This window comes from Paracoccaceae bacterium, from assembly GCA_012103375.1.
Lineage (GTDB): Bacteria > Pseudomonadota > Alphaproteobacteria > Rhodobacterales > Rhodobacteraceae > WLWX01.
The window spans coordinates 2968158-2991481 of the sequence record WLWX01000001.1 but is presented as its reverse complement, the minus strand read 5'-3'; the positions used below and the strand labels follow the sequence as shown (position 1 = coordinate 2991481).

Genomic DNA, 23324 nt, shown 5'->3' with positions numbered 1-23324 from the left:
GCGCAAATGCCCTGCATCTGGGTCTGATCGCGCTGCTGGCCGTGCTGTTTTTTGTGCTGCCCGCCTATCACACCGGAAATCTGGCGCGGATCATGGTGCTGGCAGTCTTCGCCATGGGCTACAACCTGCTGTTTGGCTATACCGGGTTGCTCAGCCTCGGCCACGCGTTGTTTTTCTCGGCGGGTATGTACGGCCTCGGCTTGACAATGCATCTGGGCGGAGCCAGCCCCGCACCCGCCTTCCTCGCCGGGTTGGTCGTGGCGCTTGTCGTCTCAGCCATCGTCGGCTTCCTCGCCCTAAGAACCACCGGCGTAGCCTTCATGATCGTCACCCTGATGTTCGCGCAGGCGGGGTATCTGACGGTCCTTTACTTCGGCAGTTATACCCGCGGCGACGAAGGCTTTGTGATCCAACAGGCCCGCCGCAGCCTGCTGGGCATTGATCTGTCAGACGATACAAACCGCTATTTCGCCGCCCTGATCCTGTTTGCTGCCGCCCTGCTGATCACCGGCGCCATCGTGCGCTCCGGTTTTGGCCGCACGCTTGTGGCGATCCGCGAGAATGAGCAGCGCGCGACCATGCTCGGCTATGACGTCCACCGCCTGAAACTGATCGCGGTGGTCCTGTCCGGCGTCCTGTCCGGGGCGTCCGGGGCCGCCTATGCCCTGCTGTTCGGATACGCCGGTGCGACCTTCGCGACCGTGCAGTATTCGATCTTCCCGCTGCTCTGGGTCCTGCTTGGCGGGGCAGGGACGACCATTGGCCCGCTGATCGGCGCGATCTTCATGTTCTACCTGATTGATTACGCCAGCGGGCTGACCAATGCCTATCTGCTGCTGGTTGGCGTGGTGCTTGTCGCCCTGACCCTGTTCGCCCCCCAAGGCATCGTCGGCACCATCCGCGCCCGCTGGAGCCGGTGGCTGCCATGAGCCTGCTGTTCACACGCAACCTCACCAAGGCCTATGCCGGGGTCACCGCCAACGAAGACATCAACTTCGATCTGCCAAAGGGCCAGACGCGGGCGCTGATCGGCCCGAACGGGGCCGGGAAATCCACCTTTGTCGGCATGGTGTCGGGCCGCATTCCGGCAACGGCCGGCTCGATTACCTTTGGCGGCGAAGATATCTCGGCCCTGCCAGCGCACCAACGCATCGCAAAAGGCATCGCCTATACGTTTCAGATCACCTCGGTGTTCGGCGGGCTTTCGGTGGCCGAGAATGTCGCCCTTGCCGCGCGTCGGTCCTTGGGCGCCGCAGCCCCGGCAAAGGTGGCCGAGGTTCTGGATCAGGTCGGCCTGACCGATCGCGCCGATCAAACTGCCCGAGACCTGTCCTACGGCCACCAGCGTATCCTCGAAATCGGCATGGGGCTGGCCCAGAACCCGCGCCTTTTCATCCTTGATGAGCCGACACAGGGCTTGGCGGAAGCCGAAATCGACGCCTTCAAGGCGCTGATCCGGGGGCTGGATCCGGAAACCACGATCCTACTGATCGAACATAACATGAGCGTTGTCATGGACCTGGCCGAGGCCATCACGGTCCTCGATCAGGGTCGCATTTTTGCCGAAGGCACGCCCGAAGACGTCCGTGCGAACCGGGCCGTTCAAGCCGCCTATCTGGGCACCGAACATGCTTGAGCTTCGCGACATCACTGCCGCCTATGGCAACGTCAAAACCTTGTTTGGCGTATCGCTTAACGCAGCCGCTGGGCAGGTCCACTGCATCATGGGCCGCAATGGCGCAGGCAAGACCACAACGCTGAAAACCATCATGGGCTTGCTGACCCCAACCGGCGGTTCGATTACGCTGAACGGGGCGAACATAGGCTCTGATTCAGCTGAAAACACGGCCAAACGCGGCGTCGGCTATGTCCCGCAGGGGCGGCGCTTGTTTGCCGAACTCAGCGTGGCCGAGAATATCCAGATCGGCCTGATGGCCCGCCAACCCGATCCAACGACCCGCGATTGGGTGCTTGATCTGTTTCCACCGCTGAAATCCCGCCTGACCCAGCGCGCCGAAACGCTGTCAGGTGGCGAACAGCAGATGCTGGCGATGGCCCGCGCGCTGTGCCTGCGCCCGACCGTCCTGCTGCTGGACGAACCGACCGAGGGGTTGCAGCCCAGCATGATCGCGCAAATCCGCAACGTGGTGATACGGATGCGCGACGAAAGCGTCGCCGTGGTTCTGGTTGAACAGCGCAGTGATGCGGTGCTCAGCATGGCGGACCACGTGACATTCCTTGAAAACGGGCGCAGCGTCGAAACACTGGACATCGCGGCGCTGAAGGCAGCGCCCCAAAAATTGACGCAGTATCTGGGAGTCTGACATGGACAAACTCGTCATCCGTAACATCGGTCTGATGCTGTCCGGCCTGATCGAAAACCCGATCTTCGAGGCTGATTGCATCATTGCCGAAGGCGGGAAGATCGCGGCGATTGGCCGCGAAAAAGACCTCGACACCGAAGGCGCGACCACGGAGGTCGATGCCAACGGCGTCACCCTCGCCCCGGGGCTGATCGACAGCCACGTCCACCCGGTCGTCGGCGATTACACCCCGCGCCAACAACAGCTTCACTGGATCGACAGCACCCTGCACGGCGGCGTCATTACGATGATCTCCGCCGGAGAGGTTCACATGCCCGGCCGCCCGAACGACCCGGTGGGCACCGTCGCCATGGCGATCGCCGCACACCGCTGGTACGAAAACCTGCGCCCATCGGGCATGAAGGTTCACGGCGGCGCGCCCTTGTTGCAGCAGGGCTTGGAAGAAGAGCACTTCCGCCAGATGGCCGACGCCGGCGTCAGCCTGATTGGAGAAGTTGGCCTGGGCACCGTCAAAGACGGTAAGACCGCCAATCAAATGGTCGGCTGGGCGCGCAAGTACGGGATGCAAAGCACGATCCACACCGGCGGGCCGTCAATCCCCGGATCGGGACTGATCGATGCCGATATGGTGCTGGAAACTGGGACCGACGTGGTCGGCCACATCAATGGCGGTCATTCCGCTCTGCCTGACGATCAGATCATTTGCTTGTGCGAAAACTGCAAGGCGGCGCTGGAAATCGTGCACAACGGCAACGAACGCGCCGCAATCCTGACGCTGAACACCGCGCGAGAGTTGGGCAAGCTGGATCAGGTGATCCTCGGCACAGACGGCCCTGCAGGGTCGGGCGTACAGCCGCTGGGTATCCTGCGGATGGTTGCATTGCTCTCATCCATGGGCGGCGCCCCCGCCGAGCAGGCAATATGTTTCGCCACCGGCAACACCGGGCGGCGGCGCAAGTTGGACACCGGACGGTTGGAGGTTGGCCTCGCCGCCGATTTCGTCCTGATGGATCAAGCGCAGCACGCGCCCGGCAAGGACATCCTGGAGAGTATCCAGCAAGGCAACCTGCCCGGTGTCGGGATGACCGTGATCGACGGCAAGGTTACGTCCGGGCGCAGTCGCAATACTCCTCCGGCACAAAGGCTGCCTGAAGTGGTGCCAGACGCCTGAACAACCTATCCGTCTTTTCGCCAAAAATACTCCGGGGTGTCTGGGGGGCAGGCCCCCCAGACACCGCCCGCGGCAACGAACCGGCGGATTTAATATCCGCCGGCCCCGCTTGATTGTCACACGATCACCGCCCCGGAATCTCTCCGCGCTTCGTCTCGGGCTGATGCCAGTTCTGGATCAATGCCACCGCTTCCTCTGCCGTTTCGACAAAGCGGAACAGCTCCAGATCATCCTCGGAAATCGTTCCGGCATCCGCCAGCGCCTCCCAGTTGATAATGCTGCGCCAAAAATCCTCTCCAAACAGCAGGAACGGCACGCGGCGCATGCGTCCGGTCTGGATCAGGGTCAGCGCCTCGAACGTTTCGTCCAAAGTCCCGAACCCGCCCGGAAACACGCAGATCGCGCGCGCGCGCATCAGGAAATGCATCTTGCGGATCGCGAAATAGTGGAAGTTGAAACACAGGTCCGGCGTGACATACTCATTTGGCGCCTGTTCATGCGGCAGCACGATGTTCAACCCGATGGACACCCCATCCGCATCCGCCGCACCCAGGTTGCCCGCCTCCATCACGCCCGGCCCGCCGCCGGTGACGATCACATCCTGCGTTGGCGGGCTGCCTTCGGTCATCAGCTTGGCGAACTTGCGCGCCTCGGCGTAAAACTGCGACAGATTGGCCAATGTCTCGGTCCGCGCCGCGCCTTTGTTTTCAGGCGACGGGATGCGCGCGCCGCCAAACATCACCACCGTGCTTTCGATGCCGTATTCTTCCATCAGCATCTCGGGCTTCAGCAGTTCCAGCTGCAACCGCACCGGGCGCAATTCCTCGCGGCACAGGAAATCCTGGTCCGAGAATGCCAGCTTATAGGCAGGCGCGCGCGTCTGCGGCGTGTCCGGCACCCCGTGCGAGGTTTCGATGTCTTCGTGGCTGTCCCGAAATGGGTGATACCTGTCGTCTTTCATACTAAAACCGCCTATGCGTTGCGTCACTGTTCCTGACCGCATATAGCGCCGGAACCAAGTGAACCAGACACATTTCCCGGAGACCCCAATGTCCAATGCCGCCCTGGAAACCGCCATCGAAGCCGCCTGGGAAGACCGCGAGGCGATCAGCCCCGCCTCAACCGGTGAGCAACGCGACGCAATCGAAGAAACGCTGAACGCGCTGGACAGCGGCAAGCTGCGCGTCGCTGAGCCACGCCCGGACGGCAACTGGCACGTCAATCAATGGGCCAAAAAGGCCGTGCTGCTGGGATTCCGCATCAAGGATATGGAACCTCAGGACGGCGGCCCGCAGGGTGCGGGCTGGTGGGACAAGGTCGATAACAAATTCCTCGGCTGGGGCGACAACCAGTGGCGCGATGCGGGTTTCCGCGCCGTTCCGAACTGCATCGTGCGCAGATCCGCCTTTATCGCGCCGGGCGTGGTGCTGATGCCGTCCTTCGTCAATATCGGCGCTTATGTCGACAGCGGCACCATGGTCGACACCTGGGCCACGGTCGGAAGCTGCGCGCAGATCGGCAAGAACGTCCACCTGTCCGGCGGTGTCGGCATTGGCGGCGTGCTGGAACCCATGCAGGCCGGGCCGACGATCATCGAAGATGATTGCTTCATCGGCGCGCGTTCCGAAGTGGTTGAAGGCTGCATCGTGCGCGAAGGCTCGGTCCTTGGTATGGGCGTATTCATCGGCAAATCCACCAAGATCGTCGATCGCGAAACTGGCGCCGTCACTTACGGAGAGGTCCCGGCAGGCTCGGTGGTCGTCGCAGGCTCCATGCCATCCAAAAACGGCGTGAACCTATACTGCGCGGTGATCGTCAAGCGGGTGGATGCGCAAACACGCTCGAAAACCTCGATCAACGAGTTGCTGCGCGACTAGAGTTTGCGTGACTAAAGCGTTTCGTCTTGAACCTGAATCGCGAGGGATTCCCTTGAGACCTGATCTGTGATTCATCCTGTTTGGGAGGATGGATCATGTCAGCACCTTTGCCATCTGCGCTTCGGATACGGTTTCAGAGATACATTGAAGAAGGGTTGAGCGGGCGCGCGGCGGCGTTGCGGTTGAAGCTGTCGCCTGCCACAGGCGCGCGGTGGGCGCGTCAGGTGAGGATGAAGGGTCATGCGGAACCTGCCCGGCAGGGACCGCCGCGCGGCAAGGGAAAGCTGGCTCCGCATCGGGAATTCTTTGAGGAGTTGATCGCACAAGACCCTGACATCACGCTCTTTGAGTTGCGTAATGCGCTGGCCGATGCAGAGGGTGTGCGGGTGCATCACTCCTCCATCGCCAACCTTCTGTCCCGGCTCGGCTTCACGTACAAAAAAAGTCGCTGGTCGCAACCGAGCGCCGCCGCGCCAAGGTAAGGCAGCAACGGGCCGACTGGTTCAGATACCGCTCGCCAGCCATTGCGACCTTTCCTGAGCGCGTTGTCTTTATTGACGAAACCGCAGTGAAGACAAACCTCACGCGCCTACGCGGCAGAGCCAAGCGCGGTAAGCGCCTGACGATGGATGCGCCCTTCGGAAGCTGGGGAACCCAAACCTTGATCGCGGGCCTGACCCAAGGCGCGCTGATCGCACCTTGGGTCATCAAGGGAGCGATAGATGGCCCCGCCTTCGCGGCCTACATCCGCGAAGTGCTGGTCCCCGAGATCAACCCCGGCACTGTCGTCATTCTCGACAACCTGGCAACCCACCGGAATAAGGAGGCGACGCAGGCTTTACGCAATCACGGCTGCTGGTTCCTTTACCTGCCACCGTACTCGCCCGACCTGAATCCCATCGAGCAGGCCTTCTCTAAACTGAAAGCCCATTTGCGACGGATCGGGGCCAGGTCCTTTACCCAGGTCTTCGAAGCAATCGGAGCAATCTGCGATCTCTACGACCCAGTAGAATGCTGGAACTACTTTAAGGCCGCCGGATATGTCTCAGGTTAATGTCGAAACGCTTTAGAGTTTGCGTGACGGGCCGGACTGTGTTCAGTTGGGCGCACACACAGCTCAGGTCGGGGAGGGCCGCGCCATGAATATCCTGATTGCCATCATTGTCGGTGGGATTGCGGGCTGGCTTGCCAGCAATATCATGAAAGCCAGCACCGGTATTGTGATGAATGTGGTGCTGGGGATCGTCGGCGCGGTTGTTGCCAGCGCGCTTCTGCGTTTGGTGGGGATCGGCGGTGACGGCTTTGTCGGCAACTTCATCATTGCCGTTCTTGGTGCCTGTCTGCTGATCTGGGGCGCGCGCCAGATCCGCGGCTGATCACCCGTTCGGGTCGAACCATTTGAAGTAGAGTTCGTCATATGCGCCCGTCTCCTGAATCGTCAGGAGCGCAAGGTTGACCTGTTCGCGCAGGTCGCTGCCCTGAGGCAGCGCGATGCCATAATCTTCCGGGCGGAATATGCGGTCGACCAGCCGCGCATTGCCGCGTCCTTGGGTGCGGACGTAATAGGCCAGCAGCGGGCCGTCGAAGAAGATAGCGTCCAGCTCTCCATCCTCAAAGGCCCAAAGCAACGCCTGAAAGTCCACGAAGGTGATGTGGGCCACTTCCAGCTGGGTCAGGAACTCGCTTGCCGTGGACCCGACCGTGGTGGCGACAAGCTGCCCCTCCAGGTCGTTGATGCTGTCTACCTGATCCTCCAGCGCGCGCAGGGTCATCGCGGTTGTTATACTGGCCACCAGCATGGCAACCATCAGAACGCCTGACAGGACGAGCGTCACTGCAAACAAACGGCCCAGGACCGACCGTGGCAAGTTCTGGCCAAACCCGCCACTGGCCACCATATTCAGCGCATACCAGAATGCAGGGAACATCGCCTGCTTGGCGCCGTGATCGAAGTAGGGCTGTTTTCTGCGCTCAAACACCCAGATCAGCATGCCGATCACCAGAAGAACACCGAATGCCGCAAGAATGGCCAGCCCGACCTGGCGGTTCGCGAACGCCCATAAAATACTCGGTTGATCCACGTCCACCGGCACCATGATCTGCAAACCGCTGCCGAAAATCGGCAGGGAAAAGTCCATCACCGCCTCGCGCGCGCCAGTGATCGAGATGTTGGCGATGGCCCCATCCACCCCGCCGGTTTCGACGGAGTTCAGCATCCGGGGGAAATCGTCGGCGACGACGAAGTCGATTTCGGCGTCGATCTCGCGCCCGATCATCTGCATCAGGTCTATGCTGAAGCCGGTCAGCACGCCGTCTTCGACGAAGGCGAATGGCGGGCGTTCGACCGTGGCAATTGTCAGCTTGCCGCTCTGCGCAGAAACCGGCAGGGCCGCCCAAACGGCCAGCAACACAAGAAGGCAAAGTCGATTCATGTTTCCTACTGTTCGACGTCTGCTGATCTGATATGTCAAAACGGCGGTCCGGCCAAGTCGGATGCCGCCGCTGGCAAAGGAGACGGGCGCGGATGCCGCAATCCCAAATGCCCAACACGGACGCGCCCAAGCGTGCGCAGCAGGTCTTCACCCTGCTTGTCGAGGTGGGCCGAAACCACCGTGACGGCTTGCCCGACGGGGCCACCGGCGCGGCGCTGGTCTGCTATGCCTCCGGCGTGGATGAGGGCGAGGCGGTGCGCGAAACCGTCGCCGTCCTGAAACAGGCTGATATGGCCCCGCTGGATGTCACCGGATACGGAACGCTGGAAGAACGTCTGGCCGACGGTCATGACATCGCCGAGGATGAGCGCGCGATGATGGACCGTGCGCTGGCCGAAAACGCGGTCATCGTCGCCCAGGCCACGCCCTTCTACGAAAAATAGCCCAGGGGAGGCGGCCATGCCCTATCGCCTGATCCACCTGTCGGTCCCCGAAGGTTCCGCCGATAAGATTGTCGGGATCATCGGGGACGCCGGTTCCCACAGTTGGTGGCGCAATGATGCGGACGGAAGTGATAACAAATCGGTCGTCTTCAGCGTCGTTCTGGCAACGCCGCGCACCCAGGACTTCCTTGACGATGTAACCGATGCGCTGGGCGCGGTTTACGGCTGGCGACTGGTTACGAATGCAACCGAAGTCGTCCTGCCCGAAATCGTGGATGAGGAGAAACAGGCGAAGCTTGAGGCTGAGAATTCGCAGGCCGCGCGCGAAGAAATCTATGTCGATGTGTCGCGTGGTGCGATCCTGTCACGGGATTATCTGCTGATGGTCGCGCTGGCGACTGTGGTGGCGGCCATCGGCCTCAGCACCGGGCAGGTCGCGGTTGTCATCGGCGCGATGGTGATTGCGCCGCTGCTTGGCCCGATCCTGGCGTTTGCGTTCGGAACCGCGCTTGGCAATCGTAACTTGCTGTGGATTGCCGCCAAAAGTTTCGCGGCGGGCCTGGCGGTATCGCTGCTGGCGGGCGGTCTGCTTGGGCTGGTCCTGCCGCCCGGTCTGGACGCGGGCCTTGTGACGTTCAATAATCCGCTGGGCCTGACAACCGCGGCGCTGCCGCTTGCGTCCGGTGCGGCGGCAGCACTGATGGTCACACAGAACAACAACTCTGCCCTGGTGGGTGTCATGGTTGCCGCTGCACTGCTGCCGCCCCTGGCCGCCATCGGTTTGCTGGTCGGCGGCGGAGAATACGTACAGGCGCTGCGCGCCCTGGCCACAGTGATTGCCAACGTCGTTGCGATCACTCTGGCCGCACAGGTCGTTTTCATCCTCAAAGGCATCCGCCCGCGCGGCTGGCTGGCCGACAGCCACGACACCTCAGTCCGGTGGAGCCTTGCAATCTGGGTCGCGCTTCTGGCGCTGGTTGTCGCAGGGCTGGTAATCTTTGGCGGCGCTGGACTATGAACACCCGCGAACAGCCTCGAGGATAACATGCCAGACACCGACCCCGTCGACCTGACCCAGAAACTTGTCCGCTGCGCCTCGGTCACGCCGGACGAAGGCGGGGCGCTGGTGCTGCTGGAACAAGTGCTCAGCGCGGGCGGCTTCGCCTGCACGCGGGTGGACCGCAATGGCATTTCCAACCTTTTCGCACGCTGGGGCGATAAGAGTCATGCACGAACGATCGGCTTCAACGGTCACATCGATGTGGTGCCCGTTGGCGACCCGGCAGACTGGTCTGACGATCCGTTCAGCGGCACGATCCGCGATGGCCAATTGTGGGGCAGGGGCGCCACCGACATGAAATCCGGGGTCGCCGCCATCGTCGCGGCCGCGTTGGATTTTGTTTCTGACTCACCGCCAGATGGCGCGATTATCCTGACGATCACCGGCGATGAAGAAGGTGACGCGACGGACGGCACCGTGGCCTTGCTCGACTGGATGGCGGATCAGGACGAAGGGATGACCGCCTGCCTGGTGGGTGAGCCGACCTGCCCGAATGAGATGGGAGAGATGATCAAGATCGGGCGGCGCGGTTCGATGACCGGCTATTTCACGGCCACCGGCAAGCAAGGCCATTCCGCCTATCCGCATCGCGCCAAAAACCCGGTGCCGGCACTGGCCCAGCTGATTGACCGGCTGGCCACGGCCACGCTGGACGAAGGCACGGAGCATTTCGATGCCTCAACCCTGGCTGTGACCACCTTTGATACCGGCAATCCGGCCAACAACGTGATCCCGGCCAGTTGCCGCGCGACTGTGAACATCCGGTTCAACGATGCCCATACCTCGGGCAGTCTGACAGAATGGCTTCTGGCAGAGGCGGCGAAGATCGCCAAAGAAACCGGCATCGGCATCGAAATGACGACCCAGATATCAGGCGAAAGCTTCCTGACACCGCCGGGCGCGTTGTCGGACCTTGTCGCCGCCGCCGTCAAAGCCGAAACCAACGTTGAGCCTGTGTTATCCACCAGCGGCGGCACCTCGGACGCGCGCTTCGTCAAGGATCACTGCCCGGTGGTCGAGGTCGGGCTGGTCGGCAGAACCATGCACGAGGTCGACGAACGCGTCACCGTCGCCCATATCCACCAACTGAAAGCGATCTATTCGCGTATCCTGCGGGATTGGTTCGCCGCCTGATGCGAACACCGCAGCTGATCGTCATGGTCAAGAAACCCCGCCCGGGGCGTGTCAAAACCCGCCTGGGTCGCGACATCGGCATGACCGGCGCGGCCTGGTGGTTCCGCCATCAGACCCGCGCCCTGCTGCGCCGGGTCGAGGATCGCCGCTGGCAGACCATCCTGGTCGTCTCACCCGACACAGAAGGCCTCAGCAGCCGTATCTGGCCTGCGCATCTACCGCGTGTTGCGCAAGGCGGCGGTGATCTGGGCGCGCGGATGGGGCGGCTGTTTCGCACCCTGCCGCCGGGGCCGGTGGTGATTGTAGGCGCCGATATTCCCGGCATCACCCGGCATCACATCGCGCGTGCCTTCACCGCACTCGGGCATAACGCTTCGGTCATTGGCCCGGCCCCTGACGGCGGTTATTGGCTGATCGGATTGAAGCGCGCGGCCACGCCGCCAAAGACCCTGTTTCACCACGTGCGCTGGTCAACGCCCCACGCCATGGCCGATACGGTGACAACATTGCCCGGCCCGGTTGCGCGGGTCGACACATTGCGCGACGTGGACACAGCCGCCGATCTTGCCGACAAACATGAATGACGCCACCGCATTCCCGTGCTAGGCGCTGTTTATGGCCAAGCTCCCCTCCAAGCCCGAGATCCTGCAATGGATCGCCGATAACCCGACCGAGACCGACAAGCGCAGCATCGCCCGCGCCTTCGGCCTGAAAGGGGCGGCGAAGATCGACCTGAAGCGGCTGCTGCGCGAGTTGCAGGACGAAGGCCACCTGGACAAGCGCCGCAAGACCTATCGCGACCCGAACCGCCTGCCGCCCGTGTCGGTCCTTGCCGTCACCGGCCCGGACCGCGATGGCGACCTGCTGGCGCGCCCGATGGACTGGCAGGGCGACGGGCCGGAACCGGTGATCCTGATCGTCGGGCGCAGTGAACCGCCAGCGCTGGGCGAGGGCGACCGCATCCTTGCCCGCCTGACCGAGGTTGCAGGCGAACCCCACAGCCACGAGGCCCGCGTGATCCGACGCATCGGGCAGGGACCGCAGAAGATCATCGGCATCTACCGCGCCGGGTCGGATGGCGGACGGATCCTGCCCATCGACAAGGGCGCAGATCGCGAATGGCGCGTGTCCGCCGGGGCGGCCGAAGGGGCAAAGGACGGTGAACTGGTCGAGGCTGAGGCGACCGGCCCGAAAGGCCGCATGGGGTTGCAACAGGCCAAGGTCCGCGCCCGGCTGGGTGACCCCAGCGGCCCCCGCGCTGTGTCGCTGATCGCGATCCACCAGCACGGCATCCCTGACACATTTCCGCCTGAGGTTCTGGCCGAAGCCGAAGCGATGTCCGAGGCCGGTCCGGAAGGCCGCGAAGACCTGGCCGGCATCCCACTGATCACAATTGACCCCATCGACGCCCGCGATCGCGACGATGCCGTCTGCGCCCATGCCGATGACGATCCGAAGAACCCCGGCGGCCACATCGTCTGGGTCGCCATTGCCGATGTCGCCCACTACGTCCGCCCCGGCAGTGCGCTGGATGCCGAGGCGTGGAAGCGCGGCAATTCCAGCTATTTCCCGGATCGTGTCGTGCCGATGTTGCACGATCACCTGTCCGGCGATCTATGTTCGCTGCACGAAAACGTTCCGCGCGCCTGCGTCGCGGTGCGCATGCAGATCGACGCCGGCGGCAACAAGATCGCGCATCGTTTTGTGCGCGGCCTCATGCGTTCTCCCGCTGCCCTGAACTATCAAGAGGTTCAGGACGGGGTCGACGGCAAACCGGGCGACAAGGTTGCGCCGCTGATGAAAGATGTGATCACACCATTGTTCGCCGCCTGGCGCACCACCTTGAAGGCCCGCGTCAAACGGCAACCGCTGGAACTGGACCTGCCGGAACGGCGGATCGAGTTGGATGACGACGGCACCGTCACCTCGGTCGCATTCAAGGAACGCCTCGACGCCCATCGGCTGATCGAAGAATTCATGGTGCTGGCCAATGTCGCCGCCGCTGAAACGCTGGCGGCGAAGAAACAGGCGCTGCTCTACCGTGTGCACGAGGCCCCCAGCCCCGAAAAGCTGGAGGCGCTGCGCGAGGTGGCGCAAGCCTCCGGCCTGACGCTGGCAAAGGGGCAGGTGCTGAAGACCAGCCATCTGAACCGCCTGCTGGCGCAGGCCGAAGGGTCTGATCATGCCGAACTTATCAATATTTCGACCCTGCGCAGCATGACGCAGGCCTATTACAGCCCCGACAATCTGGGCCATTTCGGGCTGGCGCTCAGGGCCTATGCCCACTTCACCTCGCCGATCCGGCGTTATGCCGACTTGATCGTCCACCGCGCCCTGATTGCTGCCCACGGCTGGGCCGACGACGGCTTGGCCGAGGCTGAAACGCAGCGCCTGCCTGAAACCGCGATCCAGATTTCAATGACCGAGCGCCGCTCGATGGAGGCCGAACGCGACACCACCGACCGCTATCTGGCCGCCTTCCTGTCCGAACGTGTTGGCGCCGAACTGACCGGTCGCGTCGCCGGTATCGCGCGCTTCGGGGTCTTCGTGAAACTTGACGAAACCGGCGCCGACGGGCTGATCCCGATCCGCACGCTAGGCCGCGAGTATTTTCGCCATGACGCCGATGCCCAGACGCTGACCGGCAGCGACAGCGGCCTTGTGATCACACTTGGTCAACGCGTCCTGACCCGGCTTGCCGAAGCCGTTCCGGTCACCGGTGGCCTGATGCTGGAACTGCTGGAGATCGACGGCAAAGCCATGCCAAAGCCGCAGTCCCGCCCTGGAAGGCCAGGTAAATCCGGCAAAAGCAAACGCAAGATCCGCCGCAATCGCCGCTGACGGGCGGCGCTTTGCCGAAGGCTGCCGCCCCACGCTTCCCCGCCGAATCGCAATCCGCTATACTCCCGCCTGAGCAGCAGACACCCACAAACAGGTGCAGCAATGAGACTTCTGAACGTTGCAATGGCGCTGGTCCTTGTGACCGGCCCCGCGCTGGCGCAATCATTGGCCCCGACGACATCGCCTCACCCAAAGGCGCGAATTCAGGAGGGCCCCGTGGTCGAGATTCAGGCCGATCAGAATGCCCGGCTGCAAAGCTGGCTCGCCGCGTTTCGCCCACGCGCGCAGGCCGCCGGAATTCGCGCCGAAACGCTGGACTCGGCGCTGAGGGGTATCCGCAACAACACTACGGTGATCAAACGTGACCGCAACCAGTCCGAATTCACCAAGCAGATCTGGGAATACCTCGACAGTGCCGCGTCGGATGCGCGTGTGGCCAACGGGCGGGCGGCCTTTGCGAAAAACCGCAAACTGCTGGGCGAAATAGAAGAGGAATACGGCGTCGACGCCCATATTGTCGCGGCCATCTGGGGCCTGGAAAGCGCCTATGGCACGTTTCGCGGTGATATTCCCATGGTCGAGGCGCTGGCCACGCTGGCCTTTGACACGCGCCGGGGCCGGTTCTTTGAAAAACAATTGATCGGCGCGCTTCAGATCATCCAGTCCGGTGACGTCGCCCCGCGCAGCATGACCGGAAGCTGGGCCGGGGCGATGGGGCATACCCAGTTCATTCCGACCAGTTACCTTGCATACGCCGTTGATTTCACCGGCGATGGCAAGCGCGATATCTGGTCGGACAACCCCGGTGATGCGCTGGCCTCGACCGCGAATTACCTGGCGAAGTTCGGCTGGAAGAAGGGGCAACACTGGGGGGTTGAGGTCATTTTGCCGGACGGGTTCGATTACACGCTGGCAAAGCGGACCAATCGCAAATTGCCCTCAGCCTGGGCGGCCATCGGCATCGGGGCTGCATCCGGCAAGCCGATCGTGGATCACGGCCCGGCCTCGATCCTGTTGCCAGCCGGGGCCAATGGGGCGGCCTTCATGATTTTCGAGAATTTCGACGTGATCGAACATTACAACACCGCCGATGCCTATGTGATCGGTGTCGGGCATCTGGCCGACCGGATTGCCGGAGGGGACCCGATAAAGGCCAGTTGGCCGCGCGATGATCGCCCGCTGAGCTTTGATGAAAAGCAGGAAATGCAGCGTCTGCTGACCGCGATGGGGTATTCGACCGGAGGCGTTGACGGGATCATCGGGCCCCTGACGATCAACTCGGTCCGCAGGTTCCAGGCCTCGGTCGGGTTGATCCCCGACGGGTATCCGTCAAAGAAAATGCTGGACCATTTGCGCGGCTAAAGCGTTTCGGCTTGAACCTGAATCGCGAGGGATTCCCTTGAGACCTGATCTGTGATTCATCCTGTTTGGGAGGATGGATCATGTCAGCACCTTTGCCATCTGCGCTTCGGATACGGTTTCAGAGATACATTGAAGAAGGGTTGAGCGGGCGCGCGGCGGCGTTGCGGTTGAAGCTGTCGCCTGCCACAGGCGCGCGGTGGGCGCGTCAGGTGAGGATGAAGGGTCATGCGGAACCTGCCCGGCAGGGACCGCCGCGCGGCAAGGGAAAGCTGGCTCCGCATCGGGAATTCTTTGAGGAGTTGATCGCACAAGACCCTGACATCACGCTCTTTGAGTTGCGTAATGCGCTGGCCGATGCAGAGGGTGTGCGGGTGCATCACTCCTCCATCGCCAACCTTCTGTCCCGGCTCGGCTTCACGTACAAAAAAAGTCGCTGGTCGCAACCGAGCGCCGCCGCGCCAAGGTAAGGCAGCAACGGGCCGACTGGTTCAGATACCGCTCGCCAGCCATTGCGACCTTTCCTGAGCGCGTTGTCTTTATTGACGAAACCGCAGTGAAGACAAACCTCACGCGCCTACGCGGCAGAGCCAAGCGCGGTAAGCGCCTGACGATGGATGCGCCCTTCGGAAGCTGGGGAACCCAAACCTTGATCGCGGGCCTGACCCAAGGCGCGCTGATCGCACCTTGGGTCATCAAGGGAGCGATAGATGGCCCCGCCTTCGCGGCCTACATCCGCGAAGTGCTGGTCCCCGAGATCAACCCCGGCACTGTCGTCATTCTCGACAACCTGGCAACCCACCGTAATAAGGAGGCGACGCAGGCTTTACGCAATCACGGCTGCTGGTTCCTTTACCTGCCACCGTACTCGCCCGACCTGAATCCCATCGAGCAGGCCTTCTCTAAACTGAAAGCCCATTTGCGACGGATCGGGGCCAGGTCCTTTACCCAGGTCTTCGAAGCAATCGGAGCAATCTGCGATCTCTACGACCCAGTAGAATGCTGGAACTACTTTAAGGCCGCCGGATATGTCTCAGGTTAATGTCGAAACGCTTTAGGGCAGGCTGGGGGGCCAACCCCCCAGACCCCCCGGAGTATTTTTGGCGAAAAGACGGGGTCAGGCGCGTTTGCTGGCGATGTCGGTTATACCCAGCGTCGCCAGGACTTTGGCCTCTATATGGGCGGCATCCAGCGCGGCAACTTGATACATCCGGGCCGGGCTGGCCTGGTCGATGAAGATATCCGGCAGGACCATTGAGCGGTATTTGAGGCACGTTTCCAACAGACCCTGTTCCGCCAGAAACTGCGCCACATGGCTGCCGAAACCGCCGATGGCGCCTTCTTCGATGGTGATCAGCGCTTCGTGATTGCGGGCCAGCTGTGTAATCAGGTCCTGGTCCAGCGGCTTGGCAAATCGCGCGTCAGCAACTGTTACGGATATTCCCCGCGCCGTCAGTGCTTCGGCGGCGCTGGCGGCCTCGGCCAGTCGGGTTCCGAAGGACAAGAGCGCCACGCGGCTGCCCTGACTGACTATGCGGCCTTTGCCGATCTCCATCGGGGTGCCGCGTTCCGGCAGATCGACGCCAACCCCTTCGCCGCGCGGAAAGCGGAAGGCGATCGGTCCTGCGTCGTGACCCGCCGCAGTGGCGACCATATGCACCAGCTCTGCCTCGTCCGCGGCCGCCATGACCGTGAATCCCGGCAGGTTCGCCAGATAGGCGATGTCAAAGGCGCCAGCATGGGTCGCCCCGTCGGCCCCTACCAGCCCGGCCCGATCGATGGCGAAGCGCACCGGCAACCGCTGGATTGCGACGTCATGCACCACCTGGTCGTATCCGCGTTGCAGGAAGGTCGAGTAAATAGCGCAGAACGGCTTCATCCCGCCCGCCGCTAAACCGGCGGCAAAGGTCACGCCGTGCTGCTCGGCGATGCCGACGTCGAAACAACGGGTCGGATAGCGTTCGGCGAACAGGTTCAGCCCGGTGCCGTCCGGCATCGCTGCCGTCACCGCGCAGATCATCGGATCATCTGCCGCTTCGGCCACCAGCGATTGCGCGAAGACCTTGGTGTAAGACGGCGCGTTGCTGGCGGCCTTCGCCTGTTCGCCTGTCAAAACGTCGAACTTGCCGACCCCATGACCGCGATCCCGAGCTGTCTCGGCCGGGGCATAGCCTTTGCCCTTCTTTGTGATCACATGGATCAGAACGGGCCCATCCGCGCGGTCTTTCACCGTGCGCAGTACCGGCAAAAGCTGCTCCAGATCGTGCCCGTCGATGGGGCCGAGGTAAGAGAACCCGAGCTCCTCGAACATCGTGCCGCCCACGGTCATGCCTTTCAGCATTTCCTTGGCCCGGCGCGCGCCCTCCTGAAACGGCTCAGGCAGAAGGCTGACCGCGCCTTTTGCGGCCGCCTTGAATTCCTGGAACGGCGCGCCTGCATATAGGCGGGACAGATAAAACGACATGGCCCCAACCGGCGGAGCGATCGACATCTCATTGTCATTCAGCACTACGATCATCCGCTTGCCTAGATGGCCGGCGTTGTTCAGCGCCTCATAGGCCATGCCCGCACTCATCGCGCCATCGCCGATCACCGCGATTGCATCGCCAATCCCGTGGTCCGGCGCGCCACCCAGATCGCGCGCGATGGCGAAGCCCAATGCAGCGGAAATCGAGGTCGAGGAATGCGCCGCCCCGAACGGGTCATAGGCACTTTCGCTGCGTTTGGTGAATCCGCTTAGCCCGCCTTCCTGACGCAGCGTGCGGATCTGATCACGCCGCCCGGTCAGGATCTTGTGCGGATAACACTGATGCCCCACGTCCCAGATGATCCGGTCGCGGGGCGCTTCGAACACGGCATGCAACGCGACGGTCAGTTCGACCACCCCAAGGCCCGCCCCCAGATGGCCGCCTGTCTGGCTGACCGCGCTGATCGTTTCGGCGCGCAGCTCATCGGCCAGCCGCGAAAGGTCGGCGTCGCTCAGCCCCGTCAGGTCGGCGGGCAGGGAAACGCGATCCAGCGTCGGGGTTTCGGGGCGATCAGTCATCAGCGTCCTTCAGGCATCGCGGGCAATAACAAAGCGGGCGGTGTCACGCAACGCATCGGCCCGCGCGCCGTATGGTTCGAGCGCTGCCAGCGCCTCATCCACCAAGGCCTCGGCCCGTGTTTTGGCGCCGTTCAAACCCAGCAGCGACACGAACGTCGCCTTGCCCGCCTCGGCATCTTTGCGCAGGCGTTTGCCAGCCCGGTCGGCATCACCCGTCACGTCCAGGATGTCATCGGCGATCTGAAAGGCAAGGCCCAGCGCTGTGGCATATCGGCCCAGGGGGCCGGTGTCTTCGCCCGCCAACCGCGCCCCCGCCTTTGCGGCCCAGCCGATCAGCGCCCCGGTCTTGCGCGCCTGCAAGCCCGTGATCTGATCCAGATTGAGCGGGGTTAGAGCCGTTTCTGCGGCAATATCCTCGGCCTGGCCCAATACCATGCCCGCACCCCCTGCGGCCTGCGCGAGGGTCAGGGTCAACTCTGCCCGAATCGCCGGATCAGCGTGGGTCGCCGGATCACTGAGCAGTTCAAATGCCAGCGATTGCAACGCATCGCCGACCAGAATCGCCGACGCCTCGTCCCATTTCACATGTACGGTGGGCTGGCCCCGACGAAGGTCGTCGTCGTCCATCGCAGGCAGATCATCATGGACCAGCGAATAGGCGTGCATCGCCTCGATCGCCGCCGCTGCGCGATCGGCGCGGGCCTGCGGCACATCGACAATCGCTGCCCCGGCAATCACAAGATGGGCGCGCAGGCGCTTGCCGCCACTACAGGCATAGCGCATGGCCGCCGTCAGGTCGGAGTCTGGAAACGCATCGAGCGCCAGGTTCAGCGCGGTACTGACCCTTCGGGCACTGTCGTCCAGCGACATCTACAACCCGTCGACCGGCGTTGCCCCCGTCGCCTCACCAGCCTCATCCGTGGTGATCTGCGCGACCTTTTCTTCGGCCGCTTTCAGGCGCGCCTCACAATGGGCTTTCAGCGCCGCACCGCGTTCATAAAGCGCGATAGACTTGTCCAGCGGCACATCGCCGGAATCCAACTCGGCGACCACGGATTCCAGCGCCGCCATCGCCTCTTCAAAGCTCATATCTGCGACTTTCTTATCGCTCATCCGCCCCGCTCCATCAAAACCTGCACATGTGCTGCCACGCCTTCGGCCAGCGCATCCAGATCATAGCCACCTTCAAGTGTCGAGACCACGCGCCCGCCAGAATGCGCATCCGCCACGTCACAAATCCGCCCGGTGACCCAGGCGAAATCCTCGGTTGTCCAGTTGAGGTTCGCCAGCGGGTCGGCCGCCGCCGTATCGAACCCGGCCGAGATCAGGATCATCTCTGGTGCGAAATCTTCCAACATAGGGATGATCACCCGGTCATAGGCGGAGCGCATCTCGGCCCCGCCGGAGCCCGGCGGCAGCGCCACATTTGTGATCTGACCATGCGCGCCAACTTCGTGGCTGGCCCCGCTGCCCGGATACAGCGGCATTTGATGGGTCGAGGCAAAACGCACCCGCGCCTCATCCCACGGCAGATCCTGCGTGCCGTTGCCGTGATGCACGTCGAAGTCCACCACCGCGACACGGCTTAGCCCGTGATGGTCCAGCGCCCGCTTTGCCGCAATCGCCACATTGCCGAACAGGCAGAATCCCATCGCAGTCGCGGTTTCCGCGTGGTGGCCGGGCGGGCGCATGGCGACGAAGGCATTCGCAACCTCACGGGCGATCACCGCATCCACCGCCGCAACACAGCCGCCGACCCCGCGCAAAGCCGCCTCCAGCGACCCGGGCGACAAATGCGTGTCCGCATCCAGCGAGGTCCAGCCGTCAGCGGGCATTGCCGCTTCAACCCGCGCCAGGTAATCCTCGGGGTGACAGCGCAATACCTCGGCGCGATCCGCCAGCCCCGCTTCGCGGCGATCAAGCCCGGCAAATGCATCCTGATTCAGAACCGCATGAATGGCCGCCAACCGTTCCACCCGTTCGGGATGGCCTGGCGGCGTTAGATGATCCAGCCCGCCGGAGTGCGTAAATAATGCTGTTGTCATTGCCGATTTCCTAAGGCGCGGCAGTTCTGTTTTTCGCCACCGACACCATCATTGACCCAAAAATATCCCCGCCGGAGGCACGATTTTTCCCAGAAAAATCGACCCTAATCCGGCGCCAACATGTATCCTTCACCCCGCACAGTCTGCAGATACCGGGGCTGTTTCGGATCGCTTTCGATCTTGCGCCTGAGCCGGGTGATCTGCACATCAACAGCGCGTTCCTGGGCCTGCCCGCCGTCGCGGCCCAATTCCTCGACCAGCGTGATCCGGGCAATTGCCTCGCCCACTTTGCCCGAGAATATGCGCATCAGCTGCGTTTCCGTGGCCGTCAGGCGGATCAACTCTTCCCCGCGCCACATCTCTCCCCGGTCCATGTCATAGCGCACCGGGCCAAGGTGCAGGACCTTCGGGCCGGTCTTATCCATCTCGGTCGGAACCCGGCGCAGGATGGCGTTGATGCGCAGCAACAGTTCCTTGGGCTCGAACGGTTTGGGCAGATAATCATCCGCCCCGGCCTCAAGCCCAGCAATCCGTTCTTCCGTTTCGCCCTTGGCGGTCAGCAGCAGGATCGGTGTTGCGATTTCTTCGCGCAAGCTTCGGGTCAGGCTGACACCGTCTTCGCCTGGCATCATCACGTCTAGCACGATCATGTCGAATTCCAGACCGTCCAGCAGGCGACGCGCATGGGCGGCATCCCGCGCCGCACTGACCCAGAAGCCGTGCCGCATCAGGAATTTCTGCAACAGACCGCGAATGCGTTCGTCATCGTCAACGATCAGAAGATGGGCTTCGTTACCGCTCATGTGCTGCGCTCCTTCAGGGTGGCATAATGCGCCTTCAGGTCCGGGTCCATCATTGCTTCCAGAACGCGCCGGAATCCCGCAACCGATTCCGGTCCAGCCGCGCGATAGGCAGCGCGCATCCGGTCGCGCTGTGCGTCTGACAGCGTCTGTTCCAGCGCCGCGCCTGCTTCGGTCAGAAACAAGTGACGTTCCCGCCGGTCCACGGTCCCGACCCGGCTTTCAACCAACCCATCCGCGATCAGGGTCCGCAGCACCCGGTTCAGCGATTGCTTTGTCACGCCCAGAATCGACAGCAGATTGTTCACCGTCGTCCCGGGCGAGCGGTTGATGAAATGCACCGCCCGGTGATGCGCGCGCCCATAGGATTGCTCGCTCAATATCCGGTCCGGATCGGCGGTAAACCCACGATAGGCAAAGAACATTGCCTCGATCCCCTTGCGCAATTGCTCATCCGTCAGGAACAGCAATCCTTCGCCACCACCACCACCGTCCGACATAGCCGCGCCTCCAAGCCTGTTGCGCGACAATACGTCAGCCTTGTTGACATTCCAAGAATCAATCGCTAGCAAACTCCAGAAATAACGCAATAAAATGTCCTATTCTGACCTAATTTGCGCAACTTTTGCAAACGGAGGCGACAATGACCGCATATTCTGATCGCGACGGGAAAATCTGGCTGGATGGCAAGATGGTCGATTGGCGCGACGCCAACGTCCACATCCTGACCCATGCGATGCATTATGCCAGCGCAGTCTTTGAAGGGGAACGCGCCTACAACGGCAAAATTTTCGAATCCCGCAAGCATTCGGAACGGCTGCATTTTTCTGCCAATCAGATCGATTTTCAGATCCCCTGGACAGTTGATGAGATTGAGGCCGCGAAGGCCGAAGTCCTGTCCACCAGCGGGTTGCAGGATGCCTATGTCCGCGCCATCGCCTGGCGCGGCGCGGGCGAAGACATGGGCGTCGCTTCGGCCCGCAATCCGGTTCGCCTGGCCATCGCAGCCTGGGAATGGGGCGCCTATTACGGCGACGCCAAGACGCGCGGCGCCAAGCTCGATATCTCGAAATGGAAACGCCCCAGCCCCGAAACCATCCCCAGTCACGCCAAAGCCGCCGGCCTTTACATGATCTGCACGATGAGCAAGCACGCCGCCGAGGCGAAGGGTTGTTCCGACGCAATGATGTTCGACTATCGCGGCTATGTGGCCGAGGCGACGGGCGCAAACATCTTCTTCGTAAAAGACGGAGAGGTCCACACCCCCGACGCCGATTGCTTCCTGAACGGCATCACCCGCCAGACCGTCATCGGCATGTGCAAGGATCGCCAGTTGAAGGTCCACGAACGCCACATCATGCCCGAGGAACTTGAAGGGTTCGAACAATGCTGGCTGACCGGCACCGCCGCCGAAGTGACCCCCGTTGGTCAGATCGGCGACTGGAACTTCGAAGTCGGCGCAATCACCCGCGACATCGCGCAAGGATATGAAAAATTGGTGCGCGCCTGAAGGGTGTCGACTTATCATTGACTCGTTTGTTCGCTCGCATAAAGGCGGGTGATCGACGATATGTTGAGACTCACTTTTTCGGATTCCGCATTCGACCAAAGGGATAGGCCGCGAACAATGTCAAAATCTTCGCGACCGATACCGAGGCCCAGCTAACGCAAAGCATTACGCCGGGGATGGCAGGTCAGTCGATACTCGCTTGGGGCCAGGACCCATTGATTTCTGCCTAGCCGCGTGCTTCACGGTCCAAAAGATGAGCGGTGAACTTGTCTGATCTTTCTTGGCTGACGGATGCGCCAATGGCGCGTCTTGAGCGTTTCTTCCCGAAGTCCCACGGCAAGCCGCGCGTCGATGACCGGCGCGTGCTGAGCGGCATAATCTTTGATAATCGCACTGGCTTCAGGCGTCGCGATGCTCTCGCTGCCGATGGCCCACACAAGACGCACTACAATCGATGTAAGCGCTGGAGTGATAAGGGCATCTTTGCCCGGATGATGGAGGGTCTGGCTGCCTAGCATGGCGAGGAGAAGACCGTGATGATCGATGCCACCTACCCGAAGGCAAACCGCAAAGTGACCAGCATGGGCGTCAAAAAGGGGATCGCGGCTATGACGCCGACTGGTTCACAGAAGCTTTGCGCGACAAAGGGATACGCGCGTGTATCCCCGTCGAATGCAGCGCAGGAAAGCTGTGAAGTACGACAAGCGCCGGTACAAACGGCGCAACCGCATCGAGATCATGTTCGGCAGGCTGAAGGATTGGCGGCGTCTGGCCACCCGATAAGATAGATGCCCGAAAGTCTTCCTGTCATCCATCGTCCTCGCAGCGCTCGTTAATTACTGGCAATGAGACCTGACCATTCTGTATCTCGAGAATGCTATGCCGCCTCCGTCAGCAACATTGGCCGAGGTTACTGACGGGGCGGTGTATGGCGTCTGAGCCTTGTGGGTTTGACCACGTTTGCTAGCGAGCCGACACCGTCTCTCTTCATCATCTCAGATAGTTGGATGTGACCAGGTTGGACCACGGATCAGAACGAAGAGAACATGGACACGTTAACACAGACTACACTCATCGGCATAGATGTCAGCCGCGATTGGCTGGACTTTCGTTGCTTGCCGATTGTGTTGAAAAACTCCGAAATCAGAGCGTCGCGGATTTCTTGCGAAAACCTATGAAGCGAAATAGTCGGAAAGCTTTGACCACGAGACAGCGCATGGCTGCGCGTGAGCGCATGTAGGCGATTTGGGCCGACCCCCGCGCCAAAAATTTAGGATCGGGC

At 62.1% G+C, this 23324-nt stretch carries 22 protein-coding genes and 3 pseudogenes; 17 read left to right on the top strand and 8 right to left on the bottom strand.

Translation table 11 applies throughout. The annotated features are described in order from the left end of the window. The first annotated feature begins 92 nt into the window (after positions 1-92). Genes GKR99_15305 through GKR99_15290 form a run of 4 tightly spaced genes read left to right on the top strand, consistent with a single transcriptional unit; the run spans position 93 to position 3495 of the window. Positions 93-929: a branched-chain amino acid ABC transporter permease gene (locus GKR99_15305; protein ID NKB28834.1), complete on the top strand. Its 837-nt coding sequence runs from the start codon at positions 93-95 to the stop codon at positions 927-929. Further along, a complete protein-coding gene (locus GKR99_15300; protein ID NKB28833.1) occupies positions 926-1636 on the top strand; it encodes an ATP-binding cassette domain-containing protein in 711 nt (236 codons plus the stop codon). The genes GKR99_15305 and GKR99_15300 overlap by 4 nt, the downstream gene beginning before the upstream one ends. After that, entirely contained in the window at positions 1629-2324 is a 696-nt protein-coding gene (locus GKR99_15295) for an ATP-binding cassette domain-containing protein (protein ID NKB28832.1), read from the top strand. Before GKR99_15300 ends, GKR99_15295 begins: the two co-directional genes overlap by 8 nt. Before the next feature lies 1 nt (position 2325). Then, entirely contained in the window at positions 2326-3495 is a 1170-nt protein-coding gene (locus GKR99_15290) for an amidohydrolase family protein (protein ID NKB28831.1), read from the top strand. A gap of 124 nt (positions 3496-3619) precedes the next feature. On the opposite strand, the gene GKR99_15285 is transcribed toward GKR99_15290, so the two are convergent. Then, a complete protein-coding gene (locus GKR99_15285; GenBank protein ID NKB28830.1) occupies positions 3620-4456 on the bottom strand; it encodes a lysine decarboxylase in 837 nt (278 codons plus the stop codon). 88 nt (positions 4457-4544) lie between these two features. Between GKR99_15285 and dapD the strand changes: the two genes are divergently transcribed. The 3 genes and pseudogenes from dapD (at position 4545) to GKR99_15270 (ending at position 6748) form a co-directional block, all read left to right on the top strand. Next, a complete protein-coding gene (dapD, locus tag GKR99_15280) occupies positions 4545-5372 on the top strand; it encodes a 2,3,4,5-tetrahydropyridine-2,6-dicarboxylate N-succinyltransferase (protein NKB28829.1) in 828 nt (275 codons plus the stop codon). A 95-nt stretch (positions 5373-5467) separates the two neighbouring features. Beyond that, a pseudogene (locus tag GKR99_15275) lies at positions 5468-6426 on the top strand (IS630 family transposase). A gap of 85 nt (positions 6427-6511) precedes the next feature. Then, complete coding sequence (locus tag GKR99_15270) at positions 6512-6748, top strand: GlsB/YeaQ/YmgE family stress response membrane protein (GenBank protein NKB28828.1); 237 nt, start codon at positions 6512-6514, stop codon at positions 6746-6748. On the opposite strand, the gene GKR99_15265 is transcribed toward GKR99_15270, so the two are convergent. After that, the gene (locus GKR99_15265) at positions 6749-7804 is read right to left on the bottom strand and encodes a transporter substrate-binding domain-containing protein (GenBank protein ID NKB28827.1); all 1056 of its coding nucleotides are present in this window, start codon (positions 7802-7804) and stop codon (positions 6749-6751) included. Between the two features lie 107 nt (positions 7805-7911). Here GKR99_15265 and GKR99_15260 point away from each other — a divergent pair, with 107 nt between their 5' ends. The 7 genes and pseudogenes from GKR99_15260 (at position 7912) to GKR99_15230 (ending at position 15683) form a co-directional block, all read left to right on the top strand. Further along, positions 7912-8247, top strand: a complete 336-nt coding sequence (locus GKR99_15260; protein NKB28826.1) for a hypothetical protein — start codon at positions 7912-7914, stop codon at positions 8245-8247. Between the two features lie 16 nt (positions 8248-8263). Continuing rightward, on the top strand, positions 8264-9265 hold the full coding sequence (locus tag GKR99_15255) for a TIGR00341 family protein (protein ID NKB28825.1): 1002 nt from the start codon (positions 8264-8266) through the stop codon (positions 9263-9265). Between the two features lie 27 nt (positions 9266-9292). Further along, the gene (gene dapE, locus GKR99_15250) at positions 9293-10441 is read left to right on the top strand and encodes a succinyl-diaminopimelate desuccinylase (GenBank protein NKB28824.1); all 1149 of its coding nucleotides are present in this window, start codon (positions 9293-9295) and stop codon (positions 10439-10441) included. Further along, positions 10438-11025 (top strand): DUF2064 domain-containing protein, encoded by a 588-nt coding sequence (locus GKR99_15245; GenBank protein ID NKB28823.1) that lies wholly within the window; start codon positions 10438-10440, stop codon positions 11023-11025. Before dapE ends, GKR99_15245 begins: the two co-directional genes overlap by 4 nt. A 31-nt stretch (positions 11026-11056) precedes the next feature. Next, positions 11057-13282: a ribonuclease R gene (gene rnr, locus GKR99_15240; GenBank protein NKB28822.1), complete on the top strand. Its 2226-nt coding sequence runs from the start codon at positions 11057-11059 to the stop codon at positions 13280-13282. Positions 13283-13384: 102 nt separating this feature from the next. Beyond that, positions 13385-14644 carry a lytic murein transglycosylase gene (locus GKR99_15235; GenBank protein ID NKB28821.1) on the top strand — a complete coding sequence of 420 codons (1260 nt, stop codon included), beginning with the start codon at positions 13385-13387 and terminating at the stop codon, positions 14642-14644. An 80-nt stretch (positions 14645-14724) separates the two neighbouring features. After that, positions 14725-15683, top strand: a pseudogene (locus tag GKR99_15230) (IS630 family transposase). Positions 15684-15758: 75 nt separating this feature from the next. On the opposite strand, the gene dxs reads toward GKR99_15230, so the two are convergent. The 6 genes from dxs to GKR99_15200 all read right to left on the bottom strand — a co-directional run bounded on the left by dxs (position 15759) and on the right by GKR99_15200 (position 21032). Further along, positions 15759-17687: a 1-deoxy-D-xylulose-5-phosphate synthase gene (gene dxs / locus GKR99_15225; protein NKB28820.1), complete on the bottom strand. Its 1929-nt coding sequence runs from the start codon at positions 17685-17687 to the stop codon at positions 15759-15761. Positions 17688-17696: 9 nt separating this feature from the next. Beyond that, positions 17697-18557, bottom strand: coding sequence for a polyprenyl synthetase family protein (locus GKR99_15220; GenBank protein ID NKB28819.1), 861 nt, complete (start codon positions 18555-18557; stop codon positions 17697-17699). Further along, positions 18558-18800 (bottom strand): exodeoxyribonuclease VII small subunit, encoded by a 243-nt coding sequence (locus GKR99_15215; protein ID NKB28818.1) that lies wholly within the window; start codon positions 18798-18800, stop codon positions 18558-18560. Beyond that, a complete protein-coding gene (locus GKR99_15210) occupies positions 18797-19732 on the bottom strand; it encodes a histone deacetylase family protein (protein NKB28817.1) in 936 nt (311 codons plus the stop codon). Before GKR99_15210 ends, GKR99_15215 begins: the two co-directional genes overlap by 4 nt. A 104-nt stretch (positions 19733-19836) precedes the next feature. Then, positions 19837-20535 carry a response regulator gene (locus GKR99_15205; protein ID NKB28816.1) on the bottom strand — a complete coding sequence of 233 codons (699 nt, stop codon included), beginning with the start codon at positions 20533-20535 and terminating at the stop codon, positions 19837-19839. Continuing rightward, a complete protein-coding gene (locus tag GKR99_15200) occupies positions 20532-21032 on the bottom strand; it encodes a MarR family transcriptional regulator (GenBank protein ID NKB28815.1) in 501 nt (166 codons plus the stop codon). The genes GKR99_15205 and GKR99_15200 overlap by 4 nt, the downstream gene beginning before the upstream one ends. Before the next feature lie 143 nt (positions 21033-21175). Between GKR99_15200 and GKR99_15195 the strand changes: the two genes are divergently transcribed. The 3 genes and pseudogenes from GKR99_15195 (at position 21176) to GKR99_15185 (ending at position 23282) form a co-directional block, all read left to right on the top strand. After that, positions 21176-22042 carry a branched-chain amino acid aminotransferase gene (locus tag GKR99_15195; protein NKB28814.1) on the top strand — a complete coding sequence of 289 codons (867 nt, stop codon included), beginning with the start codon at positions 21176-21178 and terminating at the stop codon, positions 22040-22042. Positions 22043-22308: 266 nt separating this feature from the next. Further along, a pseudogene (locus GKR99_15190) lies at positions 22309-22891 on the top strand (transposase). A gap of 247 nt (positions 22892-23138) precedes the next feature. Beyond that, entirely contained in the window at positions 23139-23282 is a 144-nt protein-coding gene (locus GKR99_15185) for a hypothetical protein (protein NKB28813.1), read from the top strand. Positions 23283-23324: the final 42 nt, after the last annotated feature.

What these genes read in the sequence shown, in the direction of transcription:
- GKR99_15305 (NKB28834.1), top strand. Translation starts at nt 93, where the DNA reads ATGGTGCTGGCAGTCTTCGCCATGGGCTACAACCTGCTGTTTGGCTAT.
- GKR99_15300 (NKB28833.1), top strand. Translation starts at nt 926, where the DNA reads ATGAGCCTGCTGTTCACACGCAACCTCACCAAGGCCTATGCCGGGGTC.
- GKR99_15290 (NKB28831.1), top strand. Translation starts at nt 2,326, where the DNA reads ATGGACAAACTCGTCATCCGTAACATCGGTCTGATGCTGTCCGGCCTG.
- rnr (NKB28822.1), top strand. Translation starts at nt 11,057, where the DNA reads ATGGCCAAGCTCCCCTCCAAGCCCGAGATCCTGCAATGGATCGCCGAT.
- GKR99_15205 (NKB28816.1), bottom strand. Translation starts at nt 20,535, where the DNA reads ATGAGCGGTAACGAAGCCCATCTTCTGATCGTTGACGATGACGAACGC.
- GKR99_15210 (NKB28817.1), bottom strand. Translation starts at nt 19,732, where the DNA reads ATGACAACAGCATTATTTACGCACTCCGGCGGGCTGGATCATCTAACG.
- dapD (NKB28829.1), top strand. Translation starts at nt 4,545, where the DNA reads ATGTCCAATGCCGCCCTGGAAACCGCCATCGAAGCCGCCTGGGAAGAC.
- GKR99_15195 (NKB28814.1), top strand. Translation starts at nt 21,176, where the DNA reads ATGACCGCATATTCTGATCGCGACGGGAAAATCTGGCTGGATGGCAAG.
- GKR99_15235 (NKB28821.1), top strand. Translation starts at nt 13,385, where the DNA reads ATGAGACTTCTGAACGTTGCAATGGCGCTGGTCCTTGTGACCGGCCCC.
- GKR99_15295 (NKB28832.1), top strand. Translation starts at nt 1,629, where the DNA reads ATGCTTGAGCTTCGCGACATCACTGCCGCCTATGGCAACGTCAAAACC.
- dxs (NKB28820.1), bottom strand. Translation starts at nt 17,687, where the DNA reads ATGACTGATCGCCCCGAAACCCCGACGCTGGATCGCGTTTCCCTGCCC.
- GKR99_15260 (NKB28826.1), top strand. Translation starts at nt 7,912, where the DNA reads ATGCCCAACACGGACGCGCCCAAGCGTGCGCAGCAGGTCTTCACCCTG.
- dapE (NKB28824.1), top strand. Translation starts at nt 9,293, where the DNA reads ATGCCAGACACCGACCCCGTCGACCTGACCCAGAAACTTGTCCGCTGC.
- GKR99_15285 (NKB28830.1), bottom strand. Translation starts at nt 4,456, where the DNA reads ATGAAAGACGACAGGTATCACCCATTTCGGGACAGCCACGAAGACATC.
- GKR99_15200 (NKB28815.1), bottom strand. Translation starts at nt 21,032, where the DNA reads ATGTCGGACGGTGGTGGTGGTGGCGAAGGATTGCTGTTCCTGACGGAT.
- GKR99_15265 (NKB28827.1), bottom strand. Translation starts at nt 7,804, where the DNA reads ATGAATCGACTTTGCCTTCTTGTGTTGCTGGCCGTTTGGGCGGCCCTG.
- GKR99_15270 (NKB28828.1), top strand. Translation starts at nt 6,512, where the DNA reads ATGAATATCCTGATTGCCATCATTGTCGGTGGGATTGCGGGCTGGCTT.
- GKR99_15255 (NKB28825.1), top strand. Translation starts at nt 8,264, where the DNA reads ATGCCCTATCGCCTGATCCACCTGTCGGTCCCCGAAGGTTCCGCCGAT.
- GKR99_15215 (NKB28818.1), bottom strand. Translation starts at nt 18,800, where the DNA reads ATGAGCGATAAGAAAGTCGCAGATATGAGCTTTGAAGAGGCGATGGCG.
- GKR99_15220 (NKB28819.1), bottom strand. Translation starts at nt 18,557, where the DNA reads ATGTCGCTGGACGACAGTGCCCGAAGGGTCAGTACCGCGCTGAACCTG.